The sequence below is a fragment of the Streptomyces griseicoloratus genome, assembly GCF_014534645.1.
Lineage (GTDB): Bacteria > Actinomycetota > Actinomycetes > Streptomycetales > Streptomycetaceae > Streptomyces > Streptomyces griseicoloratus.
In genome coordinates this window covers 165,271-188,971 of record NZ_JACVQF010000235.1, presented here as the reverse complement: position 1 = coordinate 188,971, position 23,701 = coordinate 165,271, and the positions used below count along the sequence as shown (strand labels likewise).

Below are 23,701 nucleotides of genomic sequence, written 5' to 3'. Positions count from 1 at the left end.
GACGGTCAGACCTTGCGTCCCACACCGCCGAACATGGCCACCTCGGCGGGCAGATCGGCCTCGCCGTCGTCCGGACGCCAGCGATTGCAGGAGACCACGCCCGGCTCCATGAGCTCCAGCCCGTCGAAGAATCCGGCGATGGCGGCCGGGGTGCGCTGGGTCAGCTTCGGCGTGCCGTGCTCGTTCCAGAAGGCCACCGCGGCGTCGACATCCGACATGTCCGGCCGGGTGATGGTGTGCGAGAGGACGAGGTGGCTGCCTGCGGGCAGCGCGGCCATCAGACGCCGCACGATCCCGTACGCCTCCTCGTCGTCCTCGATGAAGATGACGACGCCGAGCAGCATCAGCGCCACGGGCTCTTGGAAGTCCAGGGTCCGCGCCGCCTGCTCCAGGATGGCGTCAACGTTGCGCAGGTCCTCGTCGAGGTAGTCGGTGCGCCCTTCCGGCGTGCTGGTCAGCAGTGCGTCGGCGTGGGCCAGCACGATGGGGTCGTTGTCGACGTAGACGATGCGGGAATCCGGGGCGAGGCGCTGGGCGACCTCGTGCGTGTTGTCGGCGGTGGGCAGGCCGGTGCCGATGTCGAGGAACTGGCGTATCCCGCGCTCGCCGACGAGGTACCGCACGGCGCGCCCGAGGAACAGCCGGTCGGCGAGGGCGTAGTCGCCGATGCCGGGGTGCAGGGTGCGGATCTGGTCTCCGGCTGCCTGGTCGACCTCGTAGTTGTCCTTGCCGCCCAGCCAGTAGTTCCAGATCCGGGCCGTGTGGGGCTGGTCGGTCTTGATGCGCTTGTGCGCCTCGCTCGACGCGGCGGGAATCTCGGTCACGGGCTGTCCTCCGGATCAGGCCAGTTGGCGGTCAAGGAGCAACCTACCGGTAGGAGTTGAGGACCCCGGCTCCGAAGCCTGGGTGATTCGCCACGGCGAGCATTGGCCCGCCTCAGGCCTCCGGGGCCGGCTGGCGGGTCAGGACGGCTGGGACGATTCCGGTGCGTCATCCAGGGAAGTGGACGCAGTGGAACGGATCGGCATCATCCGGCCGTGATCGAGGTCTGATGGAAGCTGGGGTGTCTTCCATGAATGCAACGCTCCCGTCGATGCGTGCCTGGGTCGCCCCTGCCTCCCGGCCGGGGACGATCGAGTCCGCCGTACTGCCCGTGCCGGTGCCCGCGGACGGCGAGCTACTGGTGCGGGTGATCGCGTGCGGGGTGTGCCGGACCGACCTCCACGTGCGCGACGGCGACCTGCCCGCGCACCGCGAGCGGGTCGTGCCCGGGCACGAGGTGGTCGGTGAGGTCGTCGCGGCCGGCCCGGGCGCCACCGGCCCCGTGGCCGGCGCCAGGGTCGGGATCCCGTGGCTGCGCTGGACGTGTGGGACGTGCCGGCACTGCGTGCGAGGGCGGGAGAACCTGTGCCCGTCCTCGCTCTACACCGGTTGGGATGCGGACGGGGGCTACGCCGAGTACGCGACCGTCCCCGCCGAGTACGCGTACGAGCTGCCGCAGGGATACACCGATGAGGAGCTGGCCCCGCTGCTGTGCGCCGGGATCATCGGCTACCGCGCGCTGCGTCGCGCCGACCTGCCTCCGGGCGGGCGTCTGGGGGTCTACGGTTTCGGGGCCTCTGCCCACCTCACCACTCAGGTGGCCCTCGCCCGAGGCGCCGCCGTCCACGTGTTCACCCGGTCACCGGCCGCCCGGGAACTGGCACTGCGCCTCGGCGCCGTCTCGGCGGCCGACCCGTACGCACCTCCCCGGGAGCCGCTGGACGCGGCGATCCTCTTCGCCCCCGCCGGCGACCTCGTCCCCGTCGCGCTCGAGGCCCTGGACAGCGGCGGCACGCTCAGCATCGCCGGCATCCACCTGACCGACATCCCCTCGCTGGACTACCGGCGGCACCTGTTCCGCGAGCGGACCATCCACAGTGTCACGGCGAACACCCGCGAGGACGGGCGGGCCCTGCTCGCCGCGGCAGCCGAGCACCGGCTGCGGGTCATGGTCACCGGATACGGCTTCGACCACGCGGACCGTGCCCTCGACGATCTCTCGGCGGGCCGCGTCAACGGGGTGGCGGTGCTCCGCGTACGCCGTCCCGACGACTCGTCCCGCCCCGCCACGGCTGCTCGGTGAGCCCGCCGGCCGGCATGGCGGCCGCCGCCCGTCCCGTCGTCCGATCGACCGGCCCGTGTCGGCGCACACTGGAAACAGAAGGCGCATACGCACCTGATCCGGACGTGGAGGTGGGTCATGAGCACCCTGGAAGAACACGTTGACGTCGGAGTTCCGGTCGACGAGATCTGGGACGTCCTCCACCAGGCGGAGAGCTATCCACGTTTCGTGGAGGGAGTACGACAGGCCCGTGCGGAGGGCGAGGGCCGCACGCGTCTCGACATCGAGGCCGGCGGCCGGTCCCAGGCGTTCGAGGCCGAGGTCTCCGACCGCAAGGGTGAACACCTGATGGAATGGCGTACCACCGACGCCCCCGACCTCGCGGGTTCCTTCTCGTTGCAGCCGATCGACAAGAACAGCACCCGGGTCCAGGTACGGATCGAGTACGAGCCCGGCACCATCAGGGACTCCTTCGGCGGACCGAAGGGCTTCGCCCAGGCGAACGCGATAGAACGGCTCGTTCACAGCGATCTGGAGCACCTCAAGGAGTACGTGGAACAGAGGCGGTGAACGCACCCCGGTGATCTGCCGGCTCAGCGCCCCGGAGTGCGCCGCCGGTAGGGCGTGCGCGTCGCCCGGGGCTCACGCTTCGCCGCGTACCTTCATCACCACCTTGTTGACCACCCACAGCCCGACGCCGATGGCCAGCAGCACGCCTGCCCTGATGTAGACGTCGGCGGGCCGGTCGGACAGCGGGCTGGCGAGGATGAGTGCGGTGATCGCGCCGAGCACCGGCAGCGCGGTCGGTGTGCGGAAGTGCCGGTGCTCGACGCGGTCGCGGCGCAGGACGAGGACGGCGATGTTGACGACCGCGAAGACGCACAGGAGCAGGAAGGCCGTCGTGTCGCCGAGGCCCGCGATCTCCCCGGTGGAGACCAGGCCGATGGCGAGGAGCGAGACGAAGACGATGCCGACGACCGGGGTGCGCCGCCTGCGGAGGACACGGCCCATACCGCGGGGCAGGATCCGTTCGTTGGCCATGCCGTAGCAGAGGCGGGACGCCATCATGATGTTGATCAGGGCCGAGTTGGTGACGGCGAACAGCGCGATGAGGGCGAACAGCCGGGGCGGGAAGTCGAGCCCGCCGGCCTTGACGACCTCCAGCAGTGGGCCGCTGGAACCCTCCAGCACGCGGTAGTCGACGAGCAGGGAGGAGACCAGGGCGACCAGGACGTAGATGGTCCCGGTGACGATCACGCCGGTGAAGATGGCCCGTGGGAAGGTGCGCACCGGGTCCTTGGTCTCCTCGGCCATGTTGACGGAGTCCTCGAAGCCGACGAAGGCGAAGAAGCCGAGGGCCGTCGCACCCAGAACGCTGGTGATCAGGGCGTAGCCGGTGCCCTCTGCCTGGAACTCGCCGAGCCGGCTCGGCTCCCCGTCACCGGTCAGGACCGCCCAGGCGCCGATCGTGAGGATGACGAGCAGGCCCGTGAGCTCGACGAGCGTGAGGACGACGTTGGTCTTGACGGACTCCGACACGCCTCGGAGGTTCAGGGCCGCCAGGGCGAGGATGAAGAGGATCGCGATGAGGGTGGGCGGGAAGAAGTCCGTGAACTCGGCGAGGTAGTCGCCGCTGAAGGCACGGGCCGCCGCGCTCGCCGAGGAGAGGCCCGAGCACATGACCATGAAGGCGATGATGAAGGTGAGGAACGGGACCTTGAACGCCTTCTGGGTGTAGAGCGCGGCTCCGGCCGCCTGCGGGTACTTGCCGACCAGTTCGACGTACGAGGCCGCGGTCAGGAGGGCCACGACGAACCCGATGACGAACGGCAGCCACAGCGCCCCGCCGACCTTGCCGGCGACCTGACCGGTGGTGGCGTAGATGCCGGTGCCGAGGATGTCGCCGATCACGAACAGGACCAGCAGCCTGGGGCCGATGGCGCGCCGCAGCGGGCTGTCGTCCCCTGTCCCCGGTGCAGCGGTGGTGTCGCTTCCGGTCGTGGACACGAGGGCTCCCCCCTTGAGACGTTCCGCACTGAACAACCTCTTGCCTGCCCGCCGGACCAGCGAGTGATGCCTCGGCGTACTGCTATCGGAGGCACGTCCGTAGGACGGATGCGTGGGCATGCCGTGAAGGGGCCGGGGGGGCCGCGGTTTGGTGCCGAGGCCCCGCCCCACGGGCTGGGGCGGGGCACCGGACGAGGACGCGACGCGGTTCTACCGTCGGGCGGGGGTGAAGGTTCTGCGCCAGGCCAGTGACACGTACACCAGGGCGATGAGCACCGGGACCTCGATGAGCGGTCCGACGACACCGGAGAGGGCCTGGCCGGAGGTGACGCCGAAGGTGGCGATGGCGACCGCGATGGCCAGTTCGAAGTTGTTTCCCGCGGCCGTGAAGGCGAGGGTCGCCGTCCTGTCGTAGTGCAGGCCGAGCGCCTTGCCGAGGGCGAAGGTGCCGAACCACATGACCGCGAAGTAGACGAGCAGCGGGAGTGCGATGCGGACCACGTCGAGCGGCTGCGAGGTGATCGTCTTCCCCTGCAGGGCGAAGAGGATGACGATGGTGAACAGCAGGCCGTACAGCGCCCACGGGCCGATTTTCGGCAGGAACTTCTGCTCGTAGGACTCGCGGCCCAGCTTCTTCTCGCCGATGCGGCGGGTCAGGAAACCTGCCACCAGGGGCACGCCGAGGAAGACGACGACGTTGAGCGCGATCTTCCCCATCGAGATGTCGAGCGTCTCGCCCTCCCCGAGGCCGAGCCGGCCGGGCAGGAAGTCGAGGTAGAACCAGCCGAGGACGCCGAAGGCGACGACCTGGAAGACCGAGTTCAGGGCGACGAGGACGGCGGCCGCCTCACGGTCGCCGCAGGCGAGGTCGTTCCAGATGACGACCATCGCGATACAGCGGGCCAGGCCGACGATGATCAGGCCGGTGCGGTACTCGGGCAGATCGGGCAGGAAGATCCACGCGAGCGCGAACATGACCGCGGGACCGAGCACCCAGTTGACGACCAGCGAGGAGATCATCAGCTTCTTGTCGCCGGTGACGGCGTCGAGCCTGTCGTAGCGGACCTTGGCGAGAACCGGGTACATCATGATCAGCAGGCCGACGGCGATCGGCAGGGAGACGCCGCCGGTCTCGACCTTCGCGAGTGCGTCGTCCAGGCCGGGGACCAGCCGGCCCAGGCCCAGGCCGAGCGCCATGGCCAGCAGGATCCAGACCGCCAGGAAACGGTCCAGGGTGGAGAGCTTCGCGACGACCGACCGTTCTTCGGCAGCGGTCGCGGCAGCGGTTCGGGTCACGGACAGGCCCTCTTGTTCTCGGCAGCGGTACGAGCGGACTCGGCCAGGTCGGCGAACTGGCCCGCGAGTCGGGCGATGACGTCGGGCTTGAGCTTGTAGTAGGTGAAGCGGCCGCACGGCTCGGTCTCCACGACCCCGGCCTCCCGCAGCACCCGGAGGTGGTTGGAGAGGTTGGTCTGCCTGGCCCCGGTCTCCTCCACCAGGTGGGTGGTGCACAGCGTCTCGCGGGCGAGCAGGGTCACGATCCGGAGCCTGAGCGGGTCGGCCAGCACCCGGATCAGGTCAGTGTCGACTGACGTCATCATGGGCTGATACTGTCACATCACCCGAGGCTGATACCACTCCGGGCTGACTCATGGACCCGCCGCAGGGGTGCGCACTCCCGGGCAGGCCCCTGACGTGAAGGAAGAACGCATGCCCTCCGCTCCGCTCGCCTCCGTCCTGTTCCTCTGCGTCCACAACGCCGGCCGCTCCCAGATGGCCGCCGGCTTCCTGCGCCACCTCGCCGGGGACCGCGTCGAGGTCCGCTCGGCAGGCTCGGTCCCGGGCGACCAGGTCAACCCCGCCGCCGTCGAGGCCATGAAGGAGGTCGGCGTGGACATCGCCGACCAGCAGCCGAAGGTGCTGACCACCGAGGCCGTCCAGGCGTCCGACTACGTCATCACCATGGGCTGCGGCGACGCCTGCCCGGTCTTCCCCGGCAAGACGTACCTCGACTGGGCCCTCGAAGACCCCGCCGGCAAGGGCGTCGAAGCCGTCCGCCCCATCCGCGACGAGATCAGGACGCGCATCGAGGCCCTGATCGCCGAGATCGACGCCCGGCAGCAGGCGTGAGCAGGGTGAGCTGGGTGAGCGGGCCGAGCACGTAGCGGTTCACGTGTGGAAGCTGCCGCCGGTCCAGCCGCCACCGCCGTAGCCGCCACCGCCGTAGTCACCACCGCCGCCGTGGTCGCCACCGCTGCCGTAGTCGCTGCTGTATCCGCCGATCGTCCCCCGCTGCGCGCCTGATCCCCCGCTCTCGGACACCGGGTTCTCCTCCACGTGTCGAACGGCAGGGTCGGGTCGCCCGTTGCGGCGGGCGGTGTTGATGATGTCCCACATCAGGCTGTGGGCTCTGAATTCGGCGGAGCGGTCGACTTCTTCGAGATAGGCGGCGTAGAGCAGTTCCCCGTCGGGATCGAGCGCGTCGTAGCGGTCCCACTGCTCGGTGAGGTAGAAGAAGAGCAAACGGTCCCGCGGCCGTTCAGGCGCATATCCCGCCTCGATCGCGGCCGCCAGGGCCTCTTCGGCTCCGTTGAACCGGACCGTGGCGATTTCGCACAGGCGCTCCCGCGCCACGCCCGGAGGCAGTGCGCGCAGGACTCGCCTGTACTTGTCGGCCAGGTCCGTCCTGGGCAGCCGGGTACCGCGGAGCACGGCGTCAACGGTGCCGGCCCGGGTGAAATCAAGCAGCTCCAAGTGGTCCTTCGCCACCGCCAAGAGCACGTTCTTGCCGGAGCCCGGCGGGACGAGGTGCGGATTCGCGACGGCCACGTCCGTCACGATCCGGTTGGGCAGATGGGTGTCGTCGCGCCACAGCGCCACCAACTTGTCCAGGATCAGCGGCTGATCCGTGGTGGACAGGAACTGCTCCAGGTCGGGACGGCGGGGCGAGTCGAAGGACACGCACATCAGCAGTTGGTCGGCGATGCCCTCCGGCCGAGTCCACGGCTCACCGTCGGCCGGCCCGTGGTCGAGGAACCGGACGAGCCGGGGAGGCGATCCTCCGAAGAGCAAGGGCGCGGCGACCGAGGACCATGGCCTGTCGTCTTCGCCCTCTCTGCTGCCGCACCGCAACAAGCATGCGTGGATCACGATGCCCGCCGTACGCAGGTCTTCGCACGCCTCGGCCAACGCCGCGAAAGCCTTGCCGGCGGCAGGCTGCGACGAGCTCGCCGCGCTGGAGGCAAGTGCGCCGGCAGCCCAGGAGGACTTGTCCCGGTACAACTCTCCGGCCAGGCGCGAGACGGCGGACGATGCCAAGGGTCCTTTGAGGAGCACGCCCTCGCCCGTGGCCCACCGCTCCCAGCGCCGCATCCTCGATGGCGACGTCATCCCGCCATTGTCGGCGGTTCGGCCGTCGGAGGCCAGATGCCGGGCCTCGGTCGCGGGGCGGACTCCACCCGGAGCCGAGCAATGCTCAGTTCGGGTCGCCCGTCCGCGGGACGGTTGGCGATGTCATCGTGCGGACGTCAGCCCATGGCCTTCTTGACGAGCGCGCTGATGCGCTCTTCGTCGGCCGCGGTCAGCTCCTTCAAGGCGTACGCGGTCGGCCACATGGCACCGTCGTCGAGTTCCGCCTCGTCGCTGAAACCGAGCGTGGAGTACCTGGACTTGAACTTCTGTGCGCCCTGGAAGAAGCACAGAACCTTGCCGTCGCGGGCGTACGCGGGCATCCCGTACCAGAGCCGCGGTGTGAGGGAGGGAGCGGCCGTCTTGACGATGTCGTGGATCCGCTCGGCGAGGACACGGTCCGACTCCGGCATCTCGGCGATCTTCGCGAGCACGTCCCGCTCCGCTGCCGCCTCCTTCTCGGCCCGCGTACCGCGCCGGGCCGCCGCCTTCTTCTGCTCCTGCGCGTGCTCCTTCATCGCGGCCCGCTCTTCGGCGGTGAATCCGTTGTACTGCTCGGCGGTCGTGCCGGCGTTCTCGGTGGACGACTTCCTGTTCGGCATGGCGGGTTCCTCTCGTACGGGATCGGGGCGGGATGTGCGGGACTACCGGGTGTCAGGAGGGTTCAGGCGCGGTGGCCGGTGCCGTGGCGAGGGACGCGGCGGCCTCCCAGGCGAATCCGTCCGGGTCGGTGAAGGGGCCGGCGGTGCTGCCGAGGACGATCCGGTGCGAGCCGGTGCCGTCGGCGGGGACGCCGAGGTCCTTGGCGAGGCCGCGCCGTTTGTACAGCGCCAGCTTGACGGGGCTGGACTCTGCGGAGGCGAACTCGGCGTACTTGCCGCCGAAGCTCCTGGCCACGGTCAGGCCCCGGCCGACGTAGAACTGCTTGCTGGCCTTCACGTCCTCGACACCGAGCAGGAGGACGACCTCGTCGATCTCCCGGGTGTCGGGACCGGTGTCCTTCTTCGCCGGGGTCGCGACCTTCCAGACCGTCCCGTCCGGGGCCTGTACGACGCCGCCGTAGCCCCAGAGCGACTTCGCGGCGGGCTTCAGCACCGTGGCGCCGGCGTCCACGGCGGCGCCGAGGAAGCCGTCGACGATGGCCGGCCGGGCCACCGTGAGCGCCAGGGTGAAGCCGCGGAATCCGGTGGAGTGTGCTTCGGACGCCCGCAGGCGTATGCGGCTGTCCACGCCGAAGGCGGCGTAGAAGCGCTGGGCGGCCTCCGGGTCGGCCACCTCGAGGGTGACGGATGCGACGGACGTCTGGGATGCGGTGGTGTTCTCCATGGCCATCACGCTACGAGCTGCCTGGTGGCCGGGGCTTCTCGATTCCTGACCGGTCCGGTCACCTGCTGCGCCACACACGCCGGCATCCCCTCCACCGTGATCTCGGAGCCGGACTCGTCGGCGGCCCCCGCGGCACCGGAGCGGTCGGGCGCCGCGTCGGCCGCCCAGCGCCGGAAGGCTCCGGGCGGCATGCCGACCAGTTCGGTGAAGCGGGTGGTGAACGTGCCCGGCGACGCGCAGCCGACGGCGAAGCAGACCTCGGTGACGCCGAGGTCACCACGGCGCAGCAGCGCCGTCGCGCGTGCGATGCGACGCGTCATCAGGTACGCGTACGGCGACTCGCCGTACGCGGCCCGGAACTGCCGGCTGAGGTGCCCGGCGGACATGTTCGCGTCGCGGGCCAGCGCCTCCACGTCCAGCGGCTGCGCGTACTCCCTGTCGATCCGGTCACGGACGCGGCGCAGCCGTGCGAGATCGGTCAGGCGCTGCGCCTGGACGCGTGCACGCCGCCACCCCGGCTGACACATGAGACCCCCCTTTTCCTCTTCTTCCTCTTCCATCGGTGTCCACGAGTACCCGGAGTGGTGACGCATCGGCGCCGGCCCGGCTCAGCGGAGCTCCTGGATGCGGATGAGGTTGCCCGCGGGGTCGCGGAAGGCGCAGTCGCGGATGCCGTACGGCTGCTCGGTCGGCTCCTGGACGACCTCGGTGTCGCCGGCCTGCACCTGCTCGAACGTGGCGTCGAGGTTCCGGGTGGCCAGCAGGATCCAGCCGTAGGTGCCCTTGGCCATCATCTCGGTGATGGTGCGCCGCTCGTCCTCGGTGACGCCCGGGTCGGCGGCCGGCGGCGCCAGGAGGATGGACGTGTCGGGCTGACCGGCCGGGCCGACCGTGATCCAGCGCATCTTGCCCTGCCCGACGTCGCTGCGGACCTCGAAGCCGAGGACGTCGCGGTAGAAGGCGAGCGACGCGTCCGGGTCGACGTGCGGCAGGGCGGTCGTGTGAATGGTGATATCCATGGCGACCAGGCTAGAAGCGGCACCGCGTCCCGCGCTTCTCCATTCCTGATCGACACCCTCATGGCCGGCTGGTGTCGGGGGCCGCGTGGCGAGGGAGCGGCGGCACGGGCGTGAGCAGGTGTTCTTCCTACCCGGCCTGCTGCCGGCGCACCATCTCGTTGATCCAGACGGGTGCGAACGGAGACGTGCAGCCCGGGGAGGTCGGGTAGTCCTTGAGCACCTCCAGGCGCTCACCGATGCCGATCGCACGGCTGCGGAACTCGGGGTGCTCGATCCCGATCTGGGCCAGGCAGTGGTTCATCGCCCACTGCAGGCGATCCGGGGCGTCCTTCATCTCCGCCTCGACGACATCGAGCAGTCCTGCGAGGTCGAGGCCCTCGGGCTTCTTCGCCACGCGTTCCGTGGTCAGCGCCCAGCCGGCACTCGCGACCACGGGGTCCGGATCGGCGGTCCAGGCCACGCACAGCTCTTCGGCGTGCGGGTTCTTCTTGACCACGTAGTTCACGAGCCAGTCGTGCACCTTGGGTGTGCGCGCCTCGCGCACCATGCCGTCCAACTGGTCACGGTCGAACGCCTTCGGGCGGCAGATCAGGAGCGCCAGCAGTCTCGCAGCGGTGTCGTCCGTCTCCCAGAGCCGGCACGCGAGTTCCTGCTGCGTCTTCAGCCGCTTCGCGAGCGCGCGCAGCTTGCCGAGGTTCACACCGTGATCGTCGCCGTGTCTCTCGTTCACCTCGCGAATCTTCGGGTCCGCGAGCTCGGCCAGCTCGGCCATCACCTCGGCCACCGTCGTCCCGCTCGCCGTCGTCCCGGCCACCGCCGCCTCCCGTCCCTCGCGTGCGGAGTGCAGCCTACGACGGAGGCCGGCCTGCCGTCGTGACCGCCCTCCGCGCCGCTGCACTCACGCGGTCCGGACCTCGTACGAGTGCACCAGGCGCGCCAGCTGGCGGCCCGCGGCGCGCAGCGGTTCCTCGCTGCGTGCGACCTGGGCCGTGACCTCGGCCCCTTCCAAGGCGCTGATGACGGTGGTCGCCAACTCGCGGGCGGTCTCGGCGGGGAAGCCGCACCGCAGCAGCTTGTCGTGGACAAGCCGCTCCCAGCCGCGCAGTGCGTCCGCGCAGACCTGCTGGATCTCCGAGTCGGTGCCGAGCGTCTCCAGGGCCGCCGCCGTGACGGGGCAGCCGTCGGTCCAGCCCGACTCGCGCAGTTCCGTCGCCAGCCGCCGGGCGCAGGCGTTCACCGCCTCGGCCGGGTCCTCCTCGCTGTCCAGGGTCTTCTGGAGCAGCGCCGCGAACTCCTGGCTGCTGTGCCTGATCGCGGCCACGGCGACGGCTTCCTTGCCGCCCGGGAAGAAGTGGTAGACGGATCCGAGGGTGGCCTGTGCCTCCTGGGCGATCTGCTTGATGCCGGTTCCGATGTAGCCCTGCCGCTGCAGGAGGCGCGCTGCGGTGACGACGATCCGGTCCCGGGTGCTGGTCTGCATGCGGCCACCGTACCGGTAATTGAGTAGAGCGTTCGTTCCAGGAGCGTGGTACGTTGCGGGCACCGCTCTGAGTAGAGCGTTCGTTTTAGAGATGCGTGGAGGTCGCTTCATGAGCAGCAGAACCGGGCAGTCGGTCACCGTGATCGGACTCGGGCCCATGGGCCGAGCCATCGCCGCGGCATTCCTGGACCGCGGATACGCGGTCACCTTGTGGAACCGCACCTCCTCCCGCGCGGACGACCTCGTGTCCCGCGGCGCGGTGCTCGCACCGGACGTGGAGCAGGCGCTCGCCGCCAATGAGGTGGTGATCCTCAGCCTCACGGACTACGCGGCGATGTACGACGTGCTGAACCCCGCCGCCGCGGCGCTGACCGGCCGGGTCCTCGTCAACCTCAGCTCCGACACCCCCGAGCGGGCCCGGGCCGCCGCCCGCTGGGCGGCCGAGCGGGGCGCCGTGCACCTGACCGGCGGCATCACCGTGCCGCCCTCCGGCATCGGGCAGCCCGACTCGGCCACCTTCTACAGCGGCCCGCGCGAGACGTTCGACAGGCATCGGCCCCTGCTCGAAGTCATCACCGGCAGGACGGACCACCGGGGGGAGGACCCGGGTCTCGCCGCGCTCTTCTACCAGCTCGGCATGGTGATGTTCTGGACGTCCATGCTGAGCTACTGGCAGGCGATCGCCCTCGCCCGTGCGAACGGCCTGACCGCGGCCGACATCCTGCCGCACGCCACCGAGACCGCGAACTCACTGCCCGGCTTCTTCGCCTTCTACGCCGAACGCATCGACGCCGGTCACCACCTCGGCGACGTGGACCGCCTGAGCATGGGGACGGCCAGTGTCGAGCACGTCCTGCACACCAACGCCGACGCGGGCGTCGACACCGCCCTTCCGGCCGCCGTCGCCGGCCTCTTCCGGCGCGGCATGGACGCCGGGCACGCGGCGGACAGTTTCTCCAGCCTGGTGGAGCTCATGACGAAGGGCGAGGCACCGCCACGGTCGTGAACGGCGGAGGTGGCCGTACCGGCTGCCTCCGCGCCCACGGGCCGGCTTCGACCAGAAGTTCCGCAGTGCGCGCGGACGCGTAGATCGACGGCTGTCACGGGGTACAGGCCCATCGAGCCGGAAACGGTGGGACAGCCGCAGGGCTGGTTCCACGGGCGCGAACCGACCCGCTGGACGTGCGCCGAGACCTGATGGCAGCGGAGGTGGATTCATGAGCACGCCGACACGTTCTCCCGTCGATTCCCACAACGAGTGGGACCCGCTGGAGGAGATCATCGTCGGTCGTCTGGAGGGCGCGACGATCCCCTCCGCCCATCCGGTCGTGGCCTGCAACGTCCCGCCGTGGGCGGCGCGTCTGCAAGGGCTTGCCGCCGGCTTCCGGTATCCGCGCGCCCTGATCGAGCGCGCGCAGCACGAGCTCGATCAGTTCATCGCCCTCCTCGGATCACTCGGCATCACGGTCAGGCGGCCGGAGCCCGTGGACCACCACAAGCGCTTCGGCACGCCCGACTGGTCCTCACGTGGCTTCTGCAACACCTGCCCGCGGGACAGCATGCTGGTGATCGGCGACGAGATCATCGAGACGCCGATGGCATGGCCGTGCCGGTACTTCGAAACCCACTCCTATCGCCCGGTGCTCAAGGACTACTTCCGGCGCGGAGCGCGCTGGACGGCGGCACCCAAGCCGCAGCTCACCGACGAACTGTTCGAGCCCGGCTTCCGCGTCCCCGGTGCCGGCGAGCCCATGCGCTACATCCTCACCGAGTTCGAGCCCGTGTTCGACGCGGCGGATTTCATGCGCGCGGGACGCGACCTGTTCGTGACGAGGAGCAACGTCACCAACCGCATGGGCATCGAGTGGCTGCGCCGTCATCTCGGACCCGGCTACCGCATCCACGAGATCGAGAGCCGCTGCCGTACGCCCATGCACATCGACACCACATTCGTCCTGCTCGGGCCCGGCAAGGCGCTGGTCAATCCCGAGTACATCGACAAGGACCGCCTCCCCGACGCCCTGAGTTCTTGGGACATCCTGGTCGCCCCGGAGCCCGACCCGATCGACGACCGGCTGCTCAGGATCACCTCGATGTGCGGCAAGTGGCTCAACATGAACGTCCTCATGGTCGACGAGAAGCGCGTGATCGCGGAGCGGCACCACACCCAGATGCTGCGGGCGCTCGAAGGATGGGGGTTCGAGCCGATCCCGTGCGATCTGCTGCACTACGCGCCGTTCGGTGGATCCTTCCACTGCGCGACACTCGACATCCGGCGCCGCGGCACGCTGGAGTCGTACTGCGACTGAGACGCGTCCCGAGAGCCGAGCGGGGGCCGGTGGGAGGGTGTCGTGGCCGCCGGGGTGACCGCTCTCCGGCTTCGGATATTTTGTCACTTCGTCATGGCTTCGGAGGGAAGGGGCGCCTCGACGGCCCAACCGGGCGCGCGAGGCGAGGGGTTGACTATGGATGCGCAGGACACGGCCAAGCGGCTGCGGGCGATCAGCGACGAAATGTCGGACCGTTTCTACGAGCGGGACGACGTGGTGCGGACGCTGGTGGTGACGCTGCTGGCCGGGCAGCACTCGCTGGTACTGGGCCCGCCCGGAACGGCGAAGTCGGAGATGGCCCGGGAGCTCACGGGCAGGATCGAGGGGGCGGCCTACTGGGAGATCCTGCTGTCGAAGTTCACCGCGCCGACGAGGATGTTCGGTCCCATCGACGTCGCCGCGCTGGCCCGGGGTGAGTACCGCCAGGTCTACGACGGCCGCGCCACGACCGCGCACGTCGCGTTCATCGACGAGATCTTCAAGTGCTCCACGGCGGCGCTGAACGAGACGTTGGGCTACCTGAACGAACGGATCTACCACCCCGAGAGCGGCGGCGAGCCGATCCGCTGCCCCCTGATCGGAGCCATCACGGCGAGCAACGAACTGCCCGGCGGAGAGGATTCGGCCGCGATCTACGACCGGCTGCTGGTGCGGATCGAGGTCAAGTACCTGGAGGACCCCTCGAACTTCGCCGCGCTGGTCCGCTCCGCCGTCAGCCGCCCCGCGGCACCGGCACGGACCACGGTCGAGCTGGCCGCGTTGCAGCACGCCGTGACCGAAGCCGTCCCTGCCGTGGACGTCCCCGACGCCATCGTGGACGCGGTGTGCACGCTGCGGGCCGCCCTGCGCCGCAGGGAACTCGTCGCCTCCGACCGCCGCTGGCGGCAGGCGGTGCGCCTGCTCCAGGCGTCCGCGTACCTCGACGGCCGCCCGGCGGTCGCCGAGACCGACCTGTCGGTGCTGACCCATGTGCTGTGGGACTCCCCCGCCGAACGCCCGGCCGTCGAGCGCGAGGTGCTGCACCTGGTCAACCCCGACGCCAAGGAAGCGCTCGACCTGGCCGACGTCATCGAGGAGCTGGAGGCCCAGCTCGACGCCATGGCCGGGCAGTCCCGCGAGGCACTGAGCGAATGGGTCATCAAGAACGCCCACAACAAGCTCGCCATGGCGGGCAAGCGGCTGGAGAAGCTGCGCGAGGAGGCGGCGAGCGCCGGCCGCTCCACCGCCGCCATCGACCGGGTCAGCGGCCGCCAGCGCGCCGTGCGCGCCCGCGTTCTCACCGAGGCCCTCGGCGTGGACGCGAGCATGGTGCAGGCCCAGCTCTGAGCACCGGGCCGATCAAGACCATGGAGACGACACCGAGCACGCTCAACGAGCTCGCGAGCCGGGCCGGGAAGTGGCTGGGCCTGCCCGCTGCCGCTCCCGAGCGGCACACGGCGGCCGTGGTCGCCGACCGGTTCGACCGGATCGCCTGGCGCGACACCTACGAGCAGTCGGCCGGACTGCGCGAACTGGCCGAGGAGCTGAACGAACGCCACGACTCCGGCACCGACCTCCTGTGCGACGCGTTCCTGGCCGCCTACAAGGTCCGCCCGCGGTTGCGCGAGCCCGCCGAGATGGACCCCGGCCGGCTGGTCAACCACCAGGTCGTCACCTCACTGGTGGAGTCGCCGGAGTTCGCCGAGCTGCACCGGGAGACGGCCGGCGACCCCTACGCCGCCGCCATGGCCGTACTCGCCCAGGCCGCCGCGCTGCGCGGGATGCTGGAACGCTCCCGGGACGCCCAGGAACAGGCGGAACAGGCGAGGCAGGCCCAGCAGGCCACCGAGGGCGCGGCCAACGCCGTCGGCGAGGCGCTCCAGCAGGCCGCCGCCGAGGCCGACGAGGACGGCACCGTCCCGGCACCTGCCGCCGACGCCGTACGACAGGCGATCAGGAACGCCGAGGCCGCCGAGGCGGCTGCGCGGCAGGCCGTCCAGGACACCGCTCCGGCCCTCGCTGCGGCGGCCCCCGGCGTCCGTGCCGCCGCGCGGAACGCGGCGGCGAAGGCCGCCCGGGCCGCGCGCCAGGAGGCGGCGCTGATGCGCGCTTGGGGCGTCGGCCCCGGGGAGCTGGAGCGGATGCCGTTCGACCAGCGTGCGCGGCTCGCCGAGCGGCTGCGCTCCGGCCGTCTCGCCCAGTGGGCCGAGCTGATCGGCCGCTTTAGGCAGATGGCCGGCGGTGGGCGTGCGCGCAAGGTGGAGAACGCCTCCGGGGAGCTGGTCGGCGTCACACTCGGCAGCGACCTCTCGCGGGTCATCCCCTCCGAGCTGGCCAACCTCGGCCTGCCCGAGCTGCGTGCGGTCTTCGCCGCCCGCTACGCCGCCGGGGAGCTGATGCTCTACGACAGCCAGGGCGAGCAGACCACCGGCCAGGGCGCCATCATCGCGTGCGTGGACACCTCGCACTCCATGTACGAGGCGGGGCCCGGCGGAGTCACCCGGGAGGCGTGGGCCAAGGCGTGCGCCCTGGCGCTGCTGGACCAGGCCCGTCACGCCGGGCGTGACTTCGTCGGCATCCTGTTCTCCGCCGCCGACCGGATCCAGGTGTTCCGCTTCCCGGCCGACCAGCCGGCCGGCATCGCCCGGGTGCTCGACTTCGCGGAGTCCTTCCTCGGCGGCGGAACCAGCTACCAGACGCCGCTTTCAGCGGCCGGCGAACTGCTGGAGGAGGAGTTCGACGCCTCCGCCCGCGCACGGGGCGACATCGTGATGCTCACCGACGACGACTGCGGCGTCACCGAGCAATGGATGCGCGACTGGAACGACGCCAAACACCGGCTGGGCTTCCGCGTCTTCGGCGTGGCCGTCGGCGCCCCCCGCGTCGGCGAAGCCGACTCCGTACTGGACGCCCTCTGCGACAACCTCCGCTCCATCGAGGACCTCACCGACGTCCACGCCGCCGCCGACCTCTTCCGCTTGATCTGACCGCGGTGCCGTCGCCGGGACGGCGGCACCCGGTCAGCGGTGCTTGACGCCGGTCTGCGCGCCGGGGGCGAGGGTGGGTTCGGTGACGGGGACGTCGCCGAGGGCCCGGTCGACGGCGGCCAGCACGTCGTCGGACAGCTCCACGCCGGAGGCGGCGGCGTTGGCGTGGACCTGTTCGGGGCGGGAGGCACCGGTGATCGCGGAGGCGACCTCGCTGCGGCGCAGGACCCAGGCGAGCGCCAGGGTGGGCATGCTCATCCCGGCCTGCTCGGCGACGGGCACGAGGCGCTGGACCGCTTCGAGGGCGGCGTCGCTGTAGACGAGGTCCTGGGAGACGGCCATGTCGGCGGAGGCGAACCGGCTTCCCTCGGGGACGGGCCGTCCGGGCTTGTACTTGCCGGTGAGGACGCCCTGGGCGAGGGGGGACCAGACGATCTGGGAGATGCCGTGCGTGGCGCACAGGCCGAAGACCTCGGCCTCGGGGGCCTGCCACAGCATCGAGTACTGGGGCTGGGAGGAGACGAACAGGCCGGGGCCGGCGATGTCGATCGCGGCCCGGATCTGTTCGGGGGTCCATTCGCTGAAGCCGATGTAGCGGGCCTTGCCCTGCTCGACGACCTTCTGAAACGCCTCGATCGTGTCCTCGATCGGGACGGTGGGGTCGAAGCGGTGCGCCTGGTAGAGGTCGACGTAGTCGGTCTTCAGGCGGGTGAGGGAGGCGTCGATCTGCTGGGCGATCTGCGCCGGGGACAGGCCCTGGTCGGCCGGGTCGTCCGACATCGGGAAGTACACCTTGGTGGCCAGGACGTAGGAGTCGCGCGGGTGGGCCGAGAGGATCTCGCCCCAGGCCGTCTCCGCGGCGCCCTGCCCGTAGACGTTGGCGGTGTCGAAGAAGTTGACGCCCGCGTCGAACGCCGCCTCCGTGCAGGCACGGGTCGTGTCCGCCTCGATGCCGCCGGAGTAGGTGAGCCAGGACCCGAGCGAAATCTCGGAGACCTGCAGGTCCGAGCTGCCGAGTGTGCGGTACCGCATGGTTGCTCCTTCAGGTGGTCCGGTCCCGTGTCCACGGGCCGACGGGCTCGTCGTGGCGCCGGGCGGCGTGGAGGGAGCCCAGGAGGCCGAGCGCCTGGGCGCTGGGGCTGCCCGGTTCGGCGTGGTAGATGACGAGCTGCTGGCCGGGTGCGTCGCGTACGTCGAAGGCCTGGTAGGTGAGGGTGAGGGCGCCGACGTCGGGGTGGAGGAGGTGCTTGGGTTCCTGCGTCTTGCCGCGCACGGTGTGGGCGTTCCAGAGGCGGGTGAACTGCGGGCTGTGCTCGGTGAGGGTGCGGACCAGGGCGCGCAGCCGCGGCTGGTTCGGGTCGAAGCCCGCCGCGTGGCGCAGGTTGGCGACGGTGGCCTGGGCGGCCCGGTCCCAGTCCGTGTAGAAGTGCCGGCCTGCGGGGTCGAGGAACGTCATCCGCGCCAGGTTGTCCGCCGGGTCGAAGGGAGAGTAGAGAGCGTCGGCCAGAGCGTTGGCCGCGAGGATGTCCAGGGTCCGGTTGAGGACGAGCGCGGGTGTGTTCGGGTAGCCGTCCATCAGCTGGCGCAGTGCCGGACCGACCCGTTCGGTGGTGTGGGTGCCGACCTGGTCGCCCGGTGTCTGCCCGGCCAGCCGGAACAGGTGCGCGCGGGCGTCCGTATCGAGCCGCAGGGCGCGGCTGAGGGCGTCGAGCACCTGGGGCGAGGGGTTGCGCTCGCGTCCCTGTTCCAAGCGGGTGTAGTAGTCGACGTTGACCCCGGCCAGGACGGCGACCTCCTCGCGGCGCAGTCCGGCGACCTTGCGTGTCCCGTAGCTCGCCATGTCGACGTCCTCGGGACGCAGGTCGGCGCGGCGTGCGCGGAGGAAGTCGCCCAGGTGGTTGTCGGTCATGTGTCCAGGCTAGGCAAGGACCGGTGGACGCTGCCCGGGTGCGCCGCACCCAGGCAGCGCGCGCCCTGGCCGGCCTCTGCCGACCTGCCCATTCTCGGTGGAGAGCGACGGATGCACGGGTCGCGAGCCGAAGACAGGGAATCGAGGCAATCATCATCATGATGGGACGTCTGGCGGGAAAGACCGCGCTGATCACCGGCGCGACGGGGGGCATCGGCCGAGCCACCGCGGAGCTGTTCGCCCGCGAAGGAGCACGTCTCGTGGTCACCGATGCCGCCGCCGACGCCGCGGCGCAGTTCGCGGCACGCCTGGAGAACGACGGCGCCGAGGCCGTCGGCACCGGCCTGGACGTGACCTCGGCACAGCGGTGGAGCGAGGTCATGGCCCTCGTCGAGCGGCGCTTCGGGCGGCTGGACGTGCTGGTGAACGTCGCCGGCATCGTGGACTGGCCCGGCGTCGAGGACACCGATCAACAGGGATGGGACCGGGTCATCGCGGTGAATCAGACCGGCACCTGGCTTGGCATGAAGGCGGCCATGCCGCTGCTGCGCGCCGGCGGCAACGGCTCGGTGATCAACACCTCGTCCGTGCTGGGGCTGATCGGCAGCGGGGCCGCCGTCGCGTACCAGGCGTCCAAGGGAGCGGTACGCCTGCTGACCAAGACCGCCGCCGTGGAGTACGCGACCCGGGGCGTGCGCGTGAACTCCGTGCACCCGGGAGTCATCGCGACGCCCATGATCCAGGAGATCCTCGACGAGGAGGGTGATCAGCAGCCCGACATCCTGCGGACCCCGATGCGGCGCGCCGGCCGGCCCGAAGAGATCGCTCCCATGATGCTGTTCCTGGCCGGCGACGAGTCCTCGTTCATCACCGGGGCGGAGTTCGTCGTCGACGGCGGACTCACCGCGCACTGACCGCCGGCTCACCGCCTGGGCCGGCTCTCACTGGCCCACCCGGCCGTCGATGCGCTCACGCAACAGGTCGGCGTGGCCGCAGTGGCGGGCGTACTCCTCGATCCTGTGCACCATCAACTCCCGCACCGAGATCTTGTCCTTGCCCAGGCGGTGGCCCAGGTCGGGGTGCTCGGCCAGCGCGGCGTCGGTGGCCGCCTGTTCGCGGGCCAGGGCCGCGTACGCGGCGTCGACCTCGGCCTGCTCGGGCACGGCTCCGTCGAAGTCGGGGTCGCCGTCGTCGCCGTACAGCTTCGGCAGCGGATCGCCGTCGGTGATCCAGTTGAGCCAGTCCCGTTCCACCTCGGCGAGGTGGCGAACCAGGCCGAGCAGCGACATCGTCGACGGTGGAACCGACCGGCGGGCCATCTGCTCCGCGTCCAGGCCGTCGCACTTCATCAGCAGGGTCGCGCGGTAGTTCGTCAGGAAGTACCGCAGCGTCGCGAGCTCACCCTCCGGACGGGCTCCGTCGCTGTGGCGGGGGTCGTCGTCCGGGTCGGCCCACATGTCGGGGTAGACGGTCGCGCGGCTCCATCGTGCGGGTTGGTCGCTCATGCGCCCATCTTCGTGCGCGAGCGCCCGAGCCCGCCAGATTCCCTCCCGACAGCCGTGTCGGACGCCGTGGCCCCCGTCTCACCGACCTCGTGCACGACCGTTGACCACATACCGTCCGGTCAGTACGGTCCCGGGGAACGTCCCCCTCGCACCCATCGGAGCGTGTACGCATGGACACAGCCCCGTCCGCCCAGCCCCTCCCCGCCACCGCCCCGGCCGTCCCCAACCGCCGCCGTGTGGCCACGGCCGCCGCTCTCGCCTCGGCCGTGGAGTGGTACGACTACTTCGTCTTCGGCATCGCCGCCGCGCTCGTCCTCGGCGACCTGTACTTCCCGGCCGGCAGCCCCACCGCCGGGGTCATGGCGGCCTTCGCCACCTTCGCCGTCGGCTTCCTGGCCCGCCCGCTCGGCGGCATCGTCGCAGGCCAGCTCGGTGACAAGAAGGGCCGCAAGCCGATGCTGGTCCTCGCCCTCACCCTGATGGGCCTGGCCACCACCGGCATCGGCCTGCTGCCGACGTACGACACGATCGGCATCGCCGCCCCGATCCTGCTGGTCCTCCTGCGCATCGCCCAGGGCGTCGCCGTCGGCGCGCAGTGGGGCGGCGCGATGCTGCTGGCCACCGAGTACGCCCCCGAGGGCAAGCGCGGCGTGTACGGCAGTGTCGTCCAGCTCGGCGTCCCGATCGGCGTGGTCACCGCCAACAGCGTCTTCCTGCTGGCCGGGGCGCTCACCTCCGAATCGGCGTTCGAGGCCTGGGGCTGGCGGGTGCCGTTCCTGGTGGGGCTGCTCGTCCTCGGCCTGGCCTGGTACATCCACACCCGCGTCGAGGAGACCCCGGAGTTCCGCGAGGCCGAACGCGCCCTGGCCGAGAAGGAGCAGACCGAGCGCACCTCTCCCCTGCGCACGATCCTGCGCGGTCACCTCGGCACGGTGCTGCTGGCCGGCGGTTCCTTCGCCGTGAACACCGCGACGTTCTACATCCTCATCACCGGTGTCCTCGACTACACCACCCGCGAACTGGACATGGACCGCGGCCCGGTGCTCGCGGTCTCCCTCGGCGTCAGCCTCACCCAGCTCGTGCTGATCCCGGCCTCGGCCGCACTGTCCGACCGGATCGGCCGCATCCGGATCTACGCGCTCGGCGCGGCCGGCATCGCCCTGTGGGCCGTGCCGCTGTTCCTCCTGATCGACACCGGCTCGCTGCTGTGGCTGGCCGTCGGCACCTTCGTCGCCAGCTGCTTCCTCAGTATCATGTACGGCCCCCAGGCCGCCCTCTTCGCCGAGCTGTTCACGCCCGAGATGCGCTACACCGGCGCCTCCCTCGGCTACCAGATCGCGGCCGTCGGCGGCGGCGGGCTCGCGCCCTTCGTCATGGTGCTGCTCCTGGAGGCGACCGGCACGTCGATGGCCGTCTCCGGCTACATCATCGCGCTGTCGCTCATCGCCCTGGCCTCCATCAAGGTCCTCGCGGACCGGGCCCGTTCACGGCGCACGTGACGGTGACGCGCGGCCGACGTCCCGGACCGGATGGCTTTCCTCGGCTTCAATGGAGGTCCCCGAGAACCCGGCCGAGCCGGGCGGGCGGCCACGAAGGGAAGGAGAACCCCCATGCGAGGAGCAGTCATCCACGGTCCTGGCGCCGACCGCGTCGACGGCCGGGCCTCGCGCGTCCGAGGGGAGGTGCGCTCGTGAGCCGGATCCTGGTGACGGGTTCCTCGGACGGCCTCGGACGCGCCGCGGCGGATGCACTGCTGTCCGCCGGACACGACGTCGTGGTGCACGCCCGGAGTCAGGAACGCGCGGCCGCCCTCCGCGCACTCGTCGACCGCGGGGCGGACATCGTCGTGGGCGACTTCACCGAACGTGATGCCGTACGGCGCGTCGCCGCCGAGCTGAACGACGTGAAGCCGCTCGACGCGGTCATCCACAACGCCGGCGTATGGAGCGGGCCTGCGGTCATGCCGGTCAACGTCGTCGCACCGTACCTGCTCACCGCCCTGCTCCAGGGGCCGCGCCGGCTGGTGTACCTGAGCAGCAGCTCGCACTTCGACGGTCGCCCCTCACTCGCCGGGGTCGACTGGCGCGGCCGGAGCGCGGGCTCGTACTCCGACAGCAAGCTGTTCGTCACGACACTCGCGGCCGCGGTGGCCCGCCTGCGCCCCGAGGTGCTGAGCAACGCCGTGGACCCGGGCTGGGTACCGACCAAGATGGGCGGACCGGGCGCACCGGACGATCTGGAGCTCGGCCATCGCACACAGGAGTGGCTCGCCTCCAGCGACGAACCCGAGGCCCTGACCTCGGGCGGGTACTGGTACCACCGCCGGCGGCTGCAGCCGCACCGCGCGGTGCAGGACGAGGAGTTCCAGGACCGCCTCCTGCGGACGCTGGCCGAGGAGACGGGCACCGCGCTCTGACCGATCGCGGCCATGCGGGGCCAGGGGCTCCGCGCTCGTGGCGAGCTGCGGCAGCGCCCGTTCCGCTTGCCTCGCGTCCTGACCTCGTAGGCGAGCACGTGGTTCGCCTACGAGGCGTCGGCCGCTCCCGCTCAGGCCCTGACGATGCAGAAGGGGTGCCCGGCCGGGTCGGTGAGGACCCGCCACCTGTCCTCGTGCGGCTGGTGGTCCGGCTTGCCCGCGCCCAGCTCCAGCAGCCCGGCCTCGGCCTCGTCCAGGTCCGCGACCTCGAAGCAGAGGTGGAGCTGCTGGGGAACGGTCTGGTCGGGCCAGCTCGGGGCCCGGTGGCCGGCGACCCGTTGGAAGCCGATGAAGAGTCCGTCCTCGCGGTTGAGTCCGGCGAAGTCGGCGTTCGACTCCGGGTGGGGTTCGAGGCCGGTGGCCTGCTGGTAGAACGCCGCCAGAGCCGGCGGATCAGGACAGTCGAGTGTGATCGCGCTCAACTTCATCTGCAGGGCCATGACACCTCCGGGCCGACCAGGGACTTCCGCGGTGAACACCCTAGAGGCAACCGCCTGCGGCGGGCGGGCCGGCATCCGGTGGACCGTCAGAAGGCCCACCGGGTATGGGTGTACACCCCCTCGTTCCGGCCGAAGCCGTACGCCGTGGCCGGCGCCACCGCGAACACCACGTCGTCCCCCTTCCGGATCGCATCCCCGATCCCGTGGAAGGTGCCTTCGGGCGAGGTGATGTGCGGCCCGTACTTCGCCTCGTACGCCGCGATCACCTCCTCCAGCACCGCGGGATCGGCAACCCGCTCCGCCTCGCCCTCGACCACGAGGTCGAGCCCTTCGGTGAGCGAGTTCCCCCCGGTGGTCAGCGCGCAGTGGCCGTCATGAGCGAGGTTCCTCGCCTTCTGCTCCCCCACGCCGGTGGAGAAGTACAGCACCCCCTCGTGCCAGGCGGCGATCACGGGAGTGACGTGGAGCCGGCCGTCCGGCCGCACCGTGGACACCCAGAAGATCTCAGCGGCCTCCAGCTGCCGCTGGGCCTCGGCCCACTCGGTGGCGGTGACGTCCGCCGCACCCGGGCGGGGATTGAGCGCGGAACTGTAGCGGGCGTCGAGCTCGGTCGTGGGTTGCCTTGCAGATCCCTGTGCCGGCATGGCGGGTCTCCTTGTCTCCCCCATGACGACTGTTCCCTCGTGAGGACCGTCCGACCGCGCAGAAGTCACTGCCGCACCCGTTCGGGT

Annotated in this window: 26 protein-coding genes; 10 read left to right on the top strand and 16 right to left on the bottom strand. The window is 70.8% G+C overall.

Features of this window, described 5'->3' with window-relative positions:
• Positions 1-5: 5 nt before the first annotated feature.
• On the bottom strand, positions 6-824 hold the full coding sequence (locus H0H10_RS36560; protein WP_188185499.1) for an SAM-dependent methyltransferase: 819 nt from the start codon (positions 822-824) through the stop codon (positions 6-8).
• A gap of 269 nt (positions 825-1,093) precedes the next feature.
• Between H0H10_RS36560 and H0H10_RS36555 the strand changes: the two genes are divergently transcribed.
• On the top strand, positions 1,094-2,125 hold the full coding sequence (locus H0H10_RS36555) for a zinc-binding alcohol dehydrogenase family protein (RefSeq protein ID WP_188185630.1): 1,032 nt from the start codon (positions 1,094-1,096) through the stop codon (positions 2,123-2,125).
• 117 nt (positions 2,126-2,242) lie between these two features.
• Entirely contained in the window at positions 2,243-2,674 is a 432-nt protein-coding gene (locus H0H10_RS36550) for an SRPBCC family protein (RefSeq protein ID WP_188185498.1), read from the top strand.
• 72 nt (positions 2,675-2,746) lie between these two features.
• Here the strand turns inward: H0H10_RS36550 and H0H10_RS36545 are convergent, their stop codons facing one another.
• The 3 genes from H0H10_RS36545 to H0H10_RS36535 all read right to left on the bottom strand — a co-directional run bounded on the left by H0H10_RS36545 (position 2,747) and on the right by H0H10_RS36535 (position 5,712).
• Positions 2,747-4,111 (bottom strand): APC family permease, encoded by a 1,365-nt coding sequence (locus H0H10_RS36545; RefSeq protein ID WP_188185497.1) that lies wholly within the window; start codon positions 4,109-4,111, stop codon positions 2,747-2,749.
• Positions 4,112-4,321: 210 nt separating this feature from the next.
• A complete protein-coding gene (gene arsB / locus H0H10_RS36540) occupies positions 4,322-5,407 on the bottom strand; it encodes an ACR3 family arsenite efflux transporter (protein ID WP_188185496.1) in 1,086 nt (361 codons plus the stop codon).
• A complete protein-coding gene (locus H0H10_RS36535) occupies positions 5,404-5,712 on the bottom strand; it encodes an ArsR/SmtB family transcription factor (protein ID WP_188185495.1) in 309 nt (102 codons plus the stop codon). The genes arsB and H0H10_RS36535 overlap by 4 nt, the downstream gene beginning before the upstream one ends.
• Positions 5,713-5,821: 109 nt before the next feature.
• On the opposite strand from H0H10_RS36535, the gene H0H10_RS36530 reads away from it, so the two are divergent.
• Entirely contained in the window at positions 5,822-6,241 is a 420-nt protein-coding gene (locus tag H0H10_RS36530; protein ID WP_188185494.1) for an arsenate reductase ArsC, read from the top strand.
• Positions 6,242-6,280: 39 nt separating this feature from the next.
• Here H0H10_RS36530 and H0H10_RS36525 read toward each other — a convergent pair whose 3' ends face one another.
• From H0H10_RS36525 to H0H10_RS36495, 7 genes are all read right to left on the bottom strand, one after another.
• On the bottom strand, positions 6,281-7,429 hold the full coding sequence (locus H0H10_RS36525; RefSeq protein WP_188185493.1) for a hypothetical protein: 1,149 nt from the start codon (positions 7,427-7,429) through the stop codon (positions 6,281-6,283).
• Positions 7,430-7,638: 209 nt separating this feature from the next.
• Positions 7,639-8,121, bottom strand: a complete 483-nt coding sequence (locus H0H10_RS36520) for an iron chaperone (protein WP_188185492.1) — start codon at positions 8,119-8,121, stop codon at positions 7,639-7,641.
• A gap of 52 nt (positions 8,122-8,173) precedes the next feature.
• Positions 8,174-8,845, bottom strand: coding sequence for a VOC family protein (locus H0H10_RS36515; protein ID WP_306420996.1), 672 nt, complete (start codon positions 8,843-8,845; stop codon positions 8,174-8,176).
• Positions 8,846-8,850: 5 nt separating this feature from the next.
• Positions 8,851-9,372, bottom strand: a complete 522-nt coding sequence (locus tag H0H10_RS36510) for a helix-turn-helix transcriptional regulator (protein WP_188185490.1) — start codon at positions 9,370-9,372, stop codon at positions 8,851-8,853.
• An 81-nt stretch (positions 9,373-9,453) separates the two neighbouring features.
• A complete protein-coding gene (locus tag H0H10_RS36505; protein ID WP_188185489.1) occupies positions 9,454-9,864 on the bottom strand; it encodes a VOC family protein in 411 nt (136 codons plus the stop codon).
• Between the two features lie 127 nt (positions 9,865-9,991).
• Positions 9,992-10,636, bottom strand: coding sequence for a DNA alkylation repair protein (locus tag H0H10_RS36500; RefSeq protein WP_223180993.1), 645 nt, complete (start codon positions 10,634-10,636; stop codon positions 9,992-9,994).
• Between the two features lie 126 nt (positions 10,637-10,762).
• On the bottom strand, positions 10,763-11,344 hold the full coding sequence (locus H0H10_RS36495) for a TetR/AcrR family transcriptional regulator (RefSeq protein ID WP_188185487.1): 582 nt from the start codon (positions 11,342-11,344) through the stop codon (positions 10,763-10,765).
• Between the two features lie 109 nt (positions 11,345-11,453).
• On the opposite strand from H0H10_RS36495, the gene H0H10_RS36490 reads away from it, so the two are divergent.
• From H0H10_RS36490 to H0H10_RS36475, 4 genes are all read left to right on the top strand, one after another.
• The gene (locus H0H10_RS36490) at positions 11,454-12,350 is read left to right on the top strand and encodes an NAD(P)-dependent oxidoreductase (protein WP_188185486.1); all 897 of its coding nucleotides are present in this window, start codon (positions 11,454-11,456) and stop codon (positions 12,348-12,350) included.
• A gap of 211 nt (positions 12,351-12,561) precedes the next feature.
• A complete protein-coding gene (locus tag H0H10_RS36485; protein WP_188185485.1) occupies positions 12,562-13,653 on the top strand; it encodes an amidinotransferase in 1,092 nt (363 codons plus the stop codon).
• 156 nt (positions 13,654-13,809) lie between these two features.
• Positions 13,810-15,000, top strand: coding sequence for an AAA family ATPase (locus H0H10_RS36480; RefSeq protein WP_188185484.1), 1,191 nt, complete (start codon positions 13,810-13,812; stop codon positions 14,998-15,000).
• 20 nt (positions 15,001-15,020) lie between these two features.
• Positions 15,021-16,640 carry a VWA domain-containing protein gene (locus H0H10_RS36475; protein ID WP_188185483.1) on the top strand — a complete coding sequence of 540 codons (1,620 nt, stop codon included), beginning with the start codon at positions 15,021-15,023 and terminating at the stop codon, positions 16,638-16,640.
• A gap of 33 nt (positions 16,641-16,673) precedes the next feature.
• On the opposite strand, the gene H0H10_RS36470 is transcribed toward H0H10_RS36475, so the two are convergent.
• On the bottom strand, positions 16,674-17,672 hold the full coding sequence (locus tag H0H10_RS36470) for an aldo/keto reductase family protein (protein WP_188185482.1): 999 nt from the start codon (positions 17,670-17,672) through the stop codon (positions 16,674-16,676).
• 10 nt (positions 17,673-17,682) lie between these two features.
• The gene (locus tag H0H10_RS36465) at positions 17,683-18,549 is read right to left on the bottom strand and encodes a helix-turn-helix transcriptional regulator (RefSeq protein ID WP_188185481.1); all 867 of its coding nucleotides are present in this window, start codon (positions 18,547-18,549) and stop codon (positions 17,683-17,685) included.
• A 158-nt stretch (positions 18,550-18,707) separates the two neighbouring features.
• Here H0H10_RS36465 and H0H10_RS36460 point away from each other — a divergent pair, with 158 nt between their 5' ends.
• Positions 18,708-19,463, top strand: a complete 756-nt coding sequence (locus H0H10_RS36460; RefSeq protein WP_188185480.1) for an SDR family NAD(P)-dependent oxidoreductase — start codon at positions 18,708-18,710, stop codon at positions 19,461-19,463.
• Between the two features lie 27 nt (positions 19,464-19,490).
• On the opposite strand, the gene H0H10_RS36455 is transcribed toward H0H10_RS36460, so the two are convergent.
• Positions 19,491-20,054 (bottom strand): DinB family protein, encoded by a 564-nt coding sequence (locus H0H10_RS36455; RefSeq protein ID WP_188185479.1) that lies wholly within the window; start codon positions 20,052-20,054, stop codon positions 19,491-19,493.
• 170 nt (positions 20,055-20,224) lie between these two features.
• On the opposite strand from H0H10_RS36455, the gene H0H10_RS36450 reads away from it, so the two are divergent.
• Positions 20,225-21,553, top strand: coding sequence for an MFS transporter (locus tag H0H10_RS36450; protein WP_188185478.1), 1,329 nt, complete (start codon positions 20,225-20,227; stop codon positions 21,551-21,553).
• A 191-nt stretch (positions 21,554-21,744) separates the two neighbouring features.
• Positions 21,745-22,470 carry an SDR family NAD(P)-dependent oxidoreductase gene (locus H0H10_RS36445; protein ID WP_188185477.1) on the top strand — a complete coding sequence of 242 codons (726 nt, stop codon included), beginning with the start codon at positions 21,745-21,747 and terminating at the stop codon, positions 22,468-22,470.
• Between the two features lie 131 nt (positions 22,471-22,601).
• Here the strand turns inward: H0H10_RS36445 and H0H10_RS36440 are convergent, their stop codons facing one another.
• Both H0H10_RS36440 and H0H10_RS36435 read right to left on the bottom strand, forming a co-directional pair.
• A complete protein-coding gene (locus tag H0H10_RS36440; protein ID WP_188185476.1) occupies positions 22,602-22,970 on the bottom strand; it encodes a VOC family protein in 369 nt (122 codons plus the stop codon).
• 86 nt (positions 22,971-23,056) lie between these two features.
• Positions 23,057-23,614 carry a pyridoxamine 5'-phosphate oxidase family protein gene (locus H0H10_RS36435; RefSeq protein WP_188185475.1) on the bottom strand — a complete coding sequence of 186 codons (558 nt, stop codon included), beginning with the start codon at positions 23,612-23,614 and terminating at the stop codon, positions 23,057-23,059.
• Between the last annotated feature and the right edge of the window lie 87 nt (positions 23,615-23,701).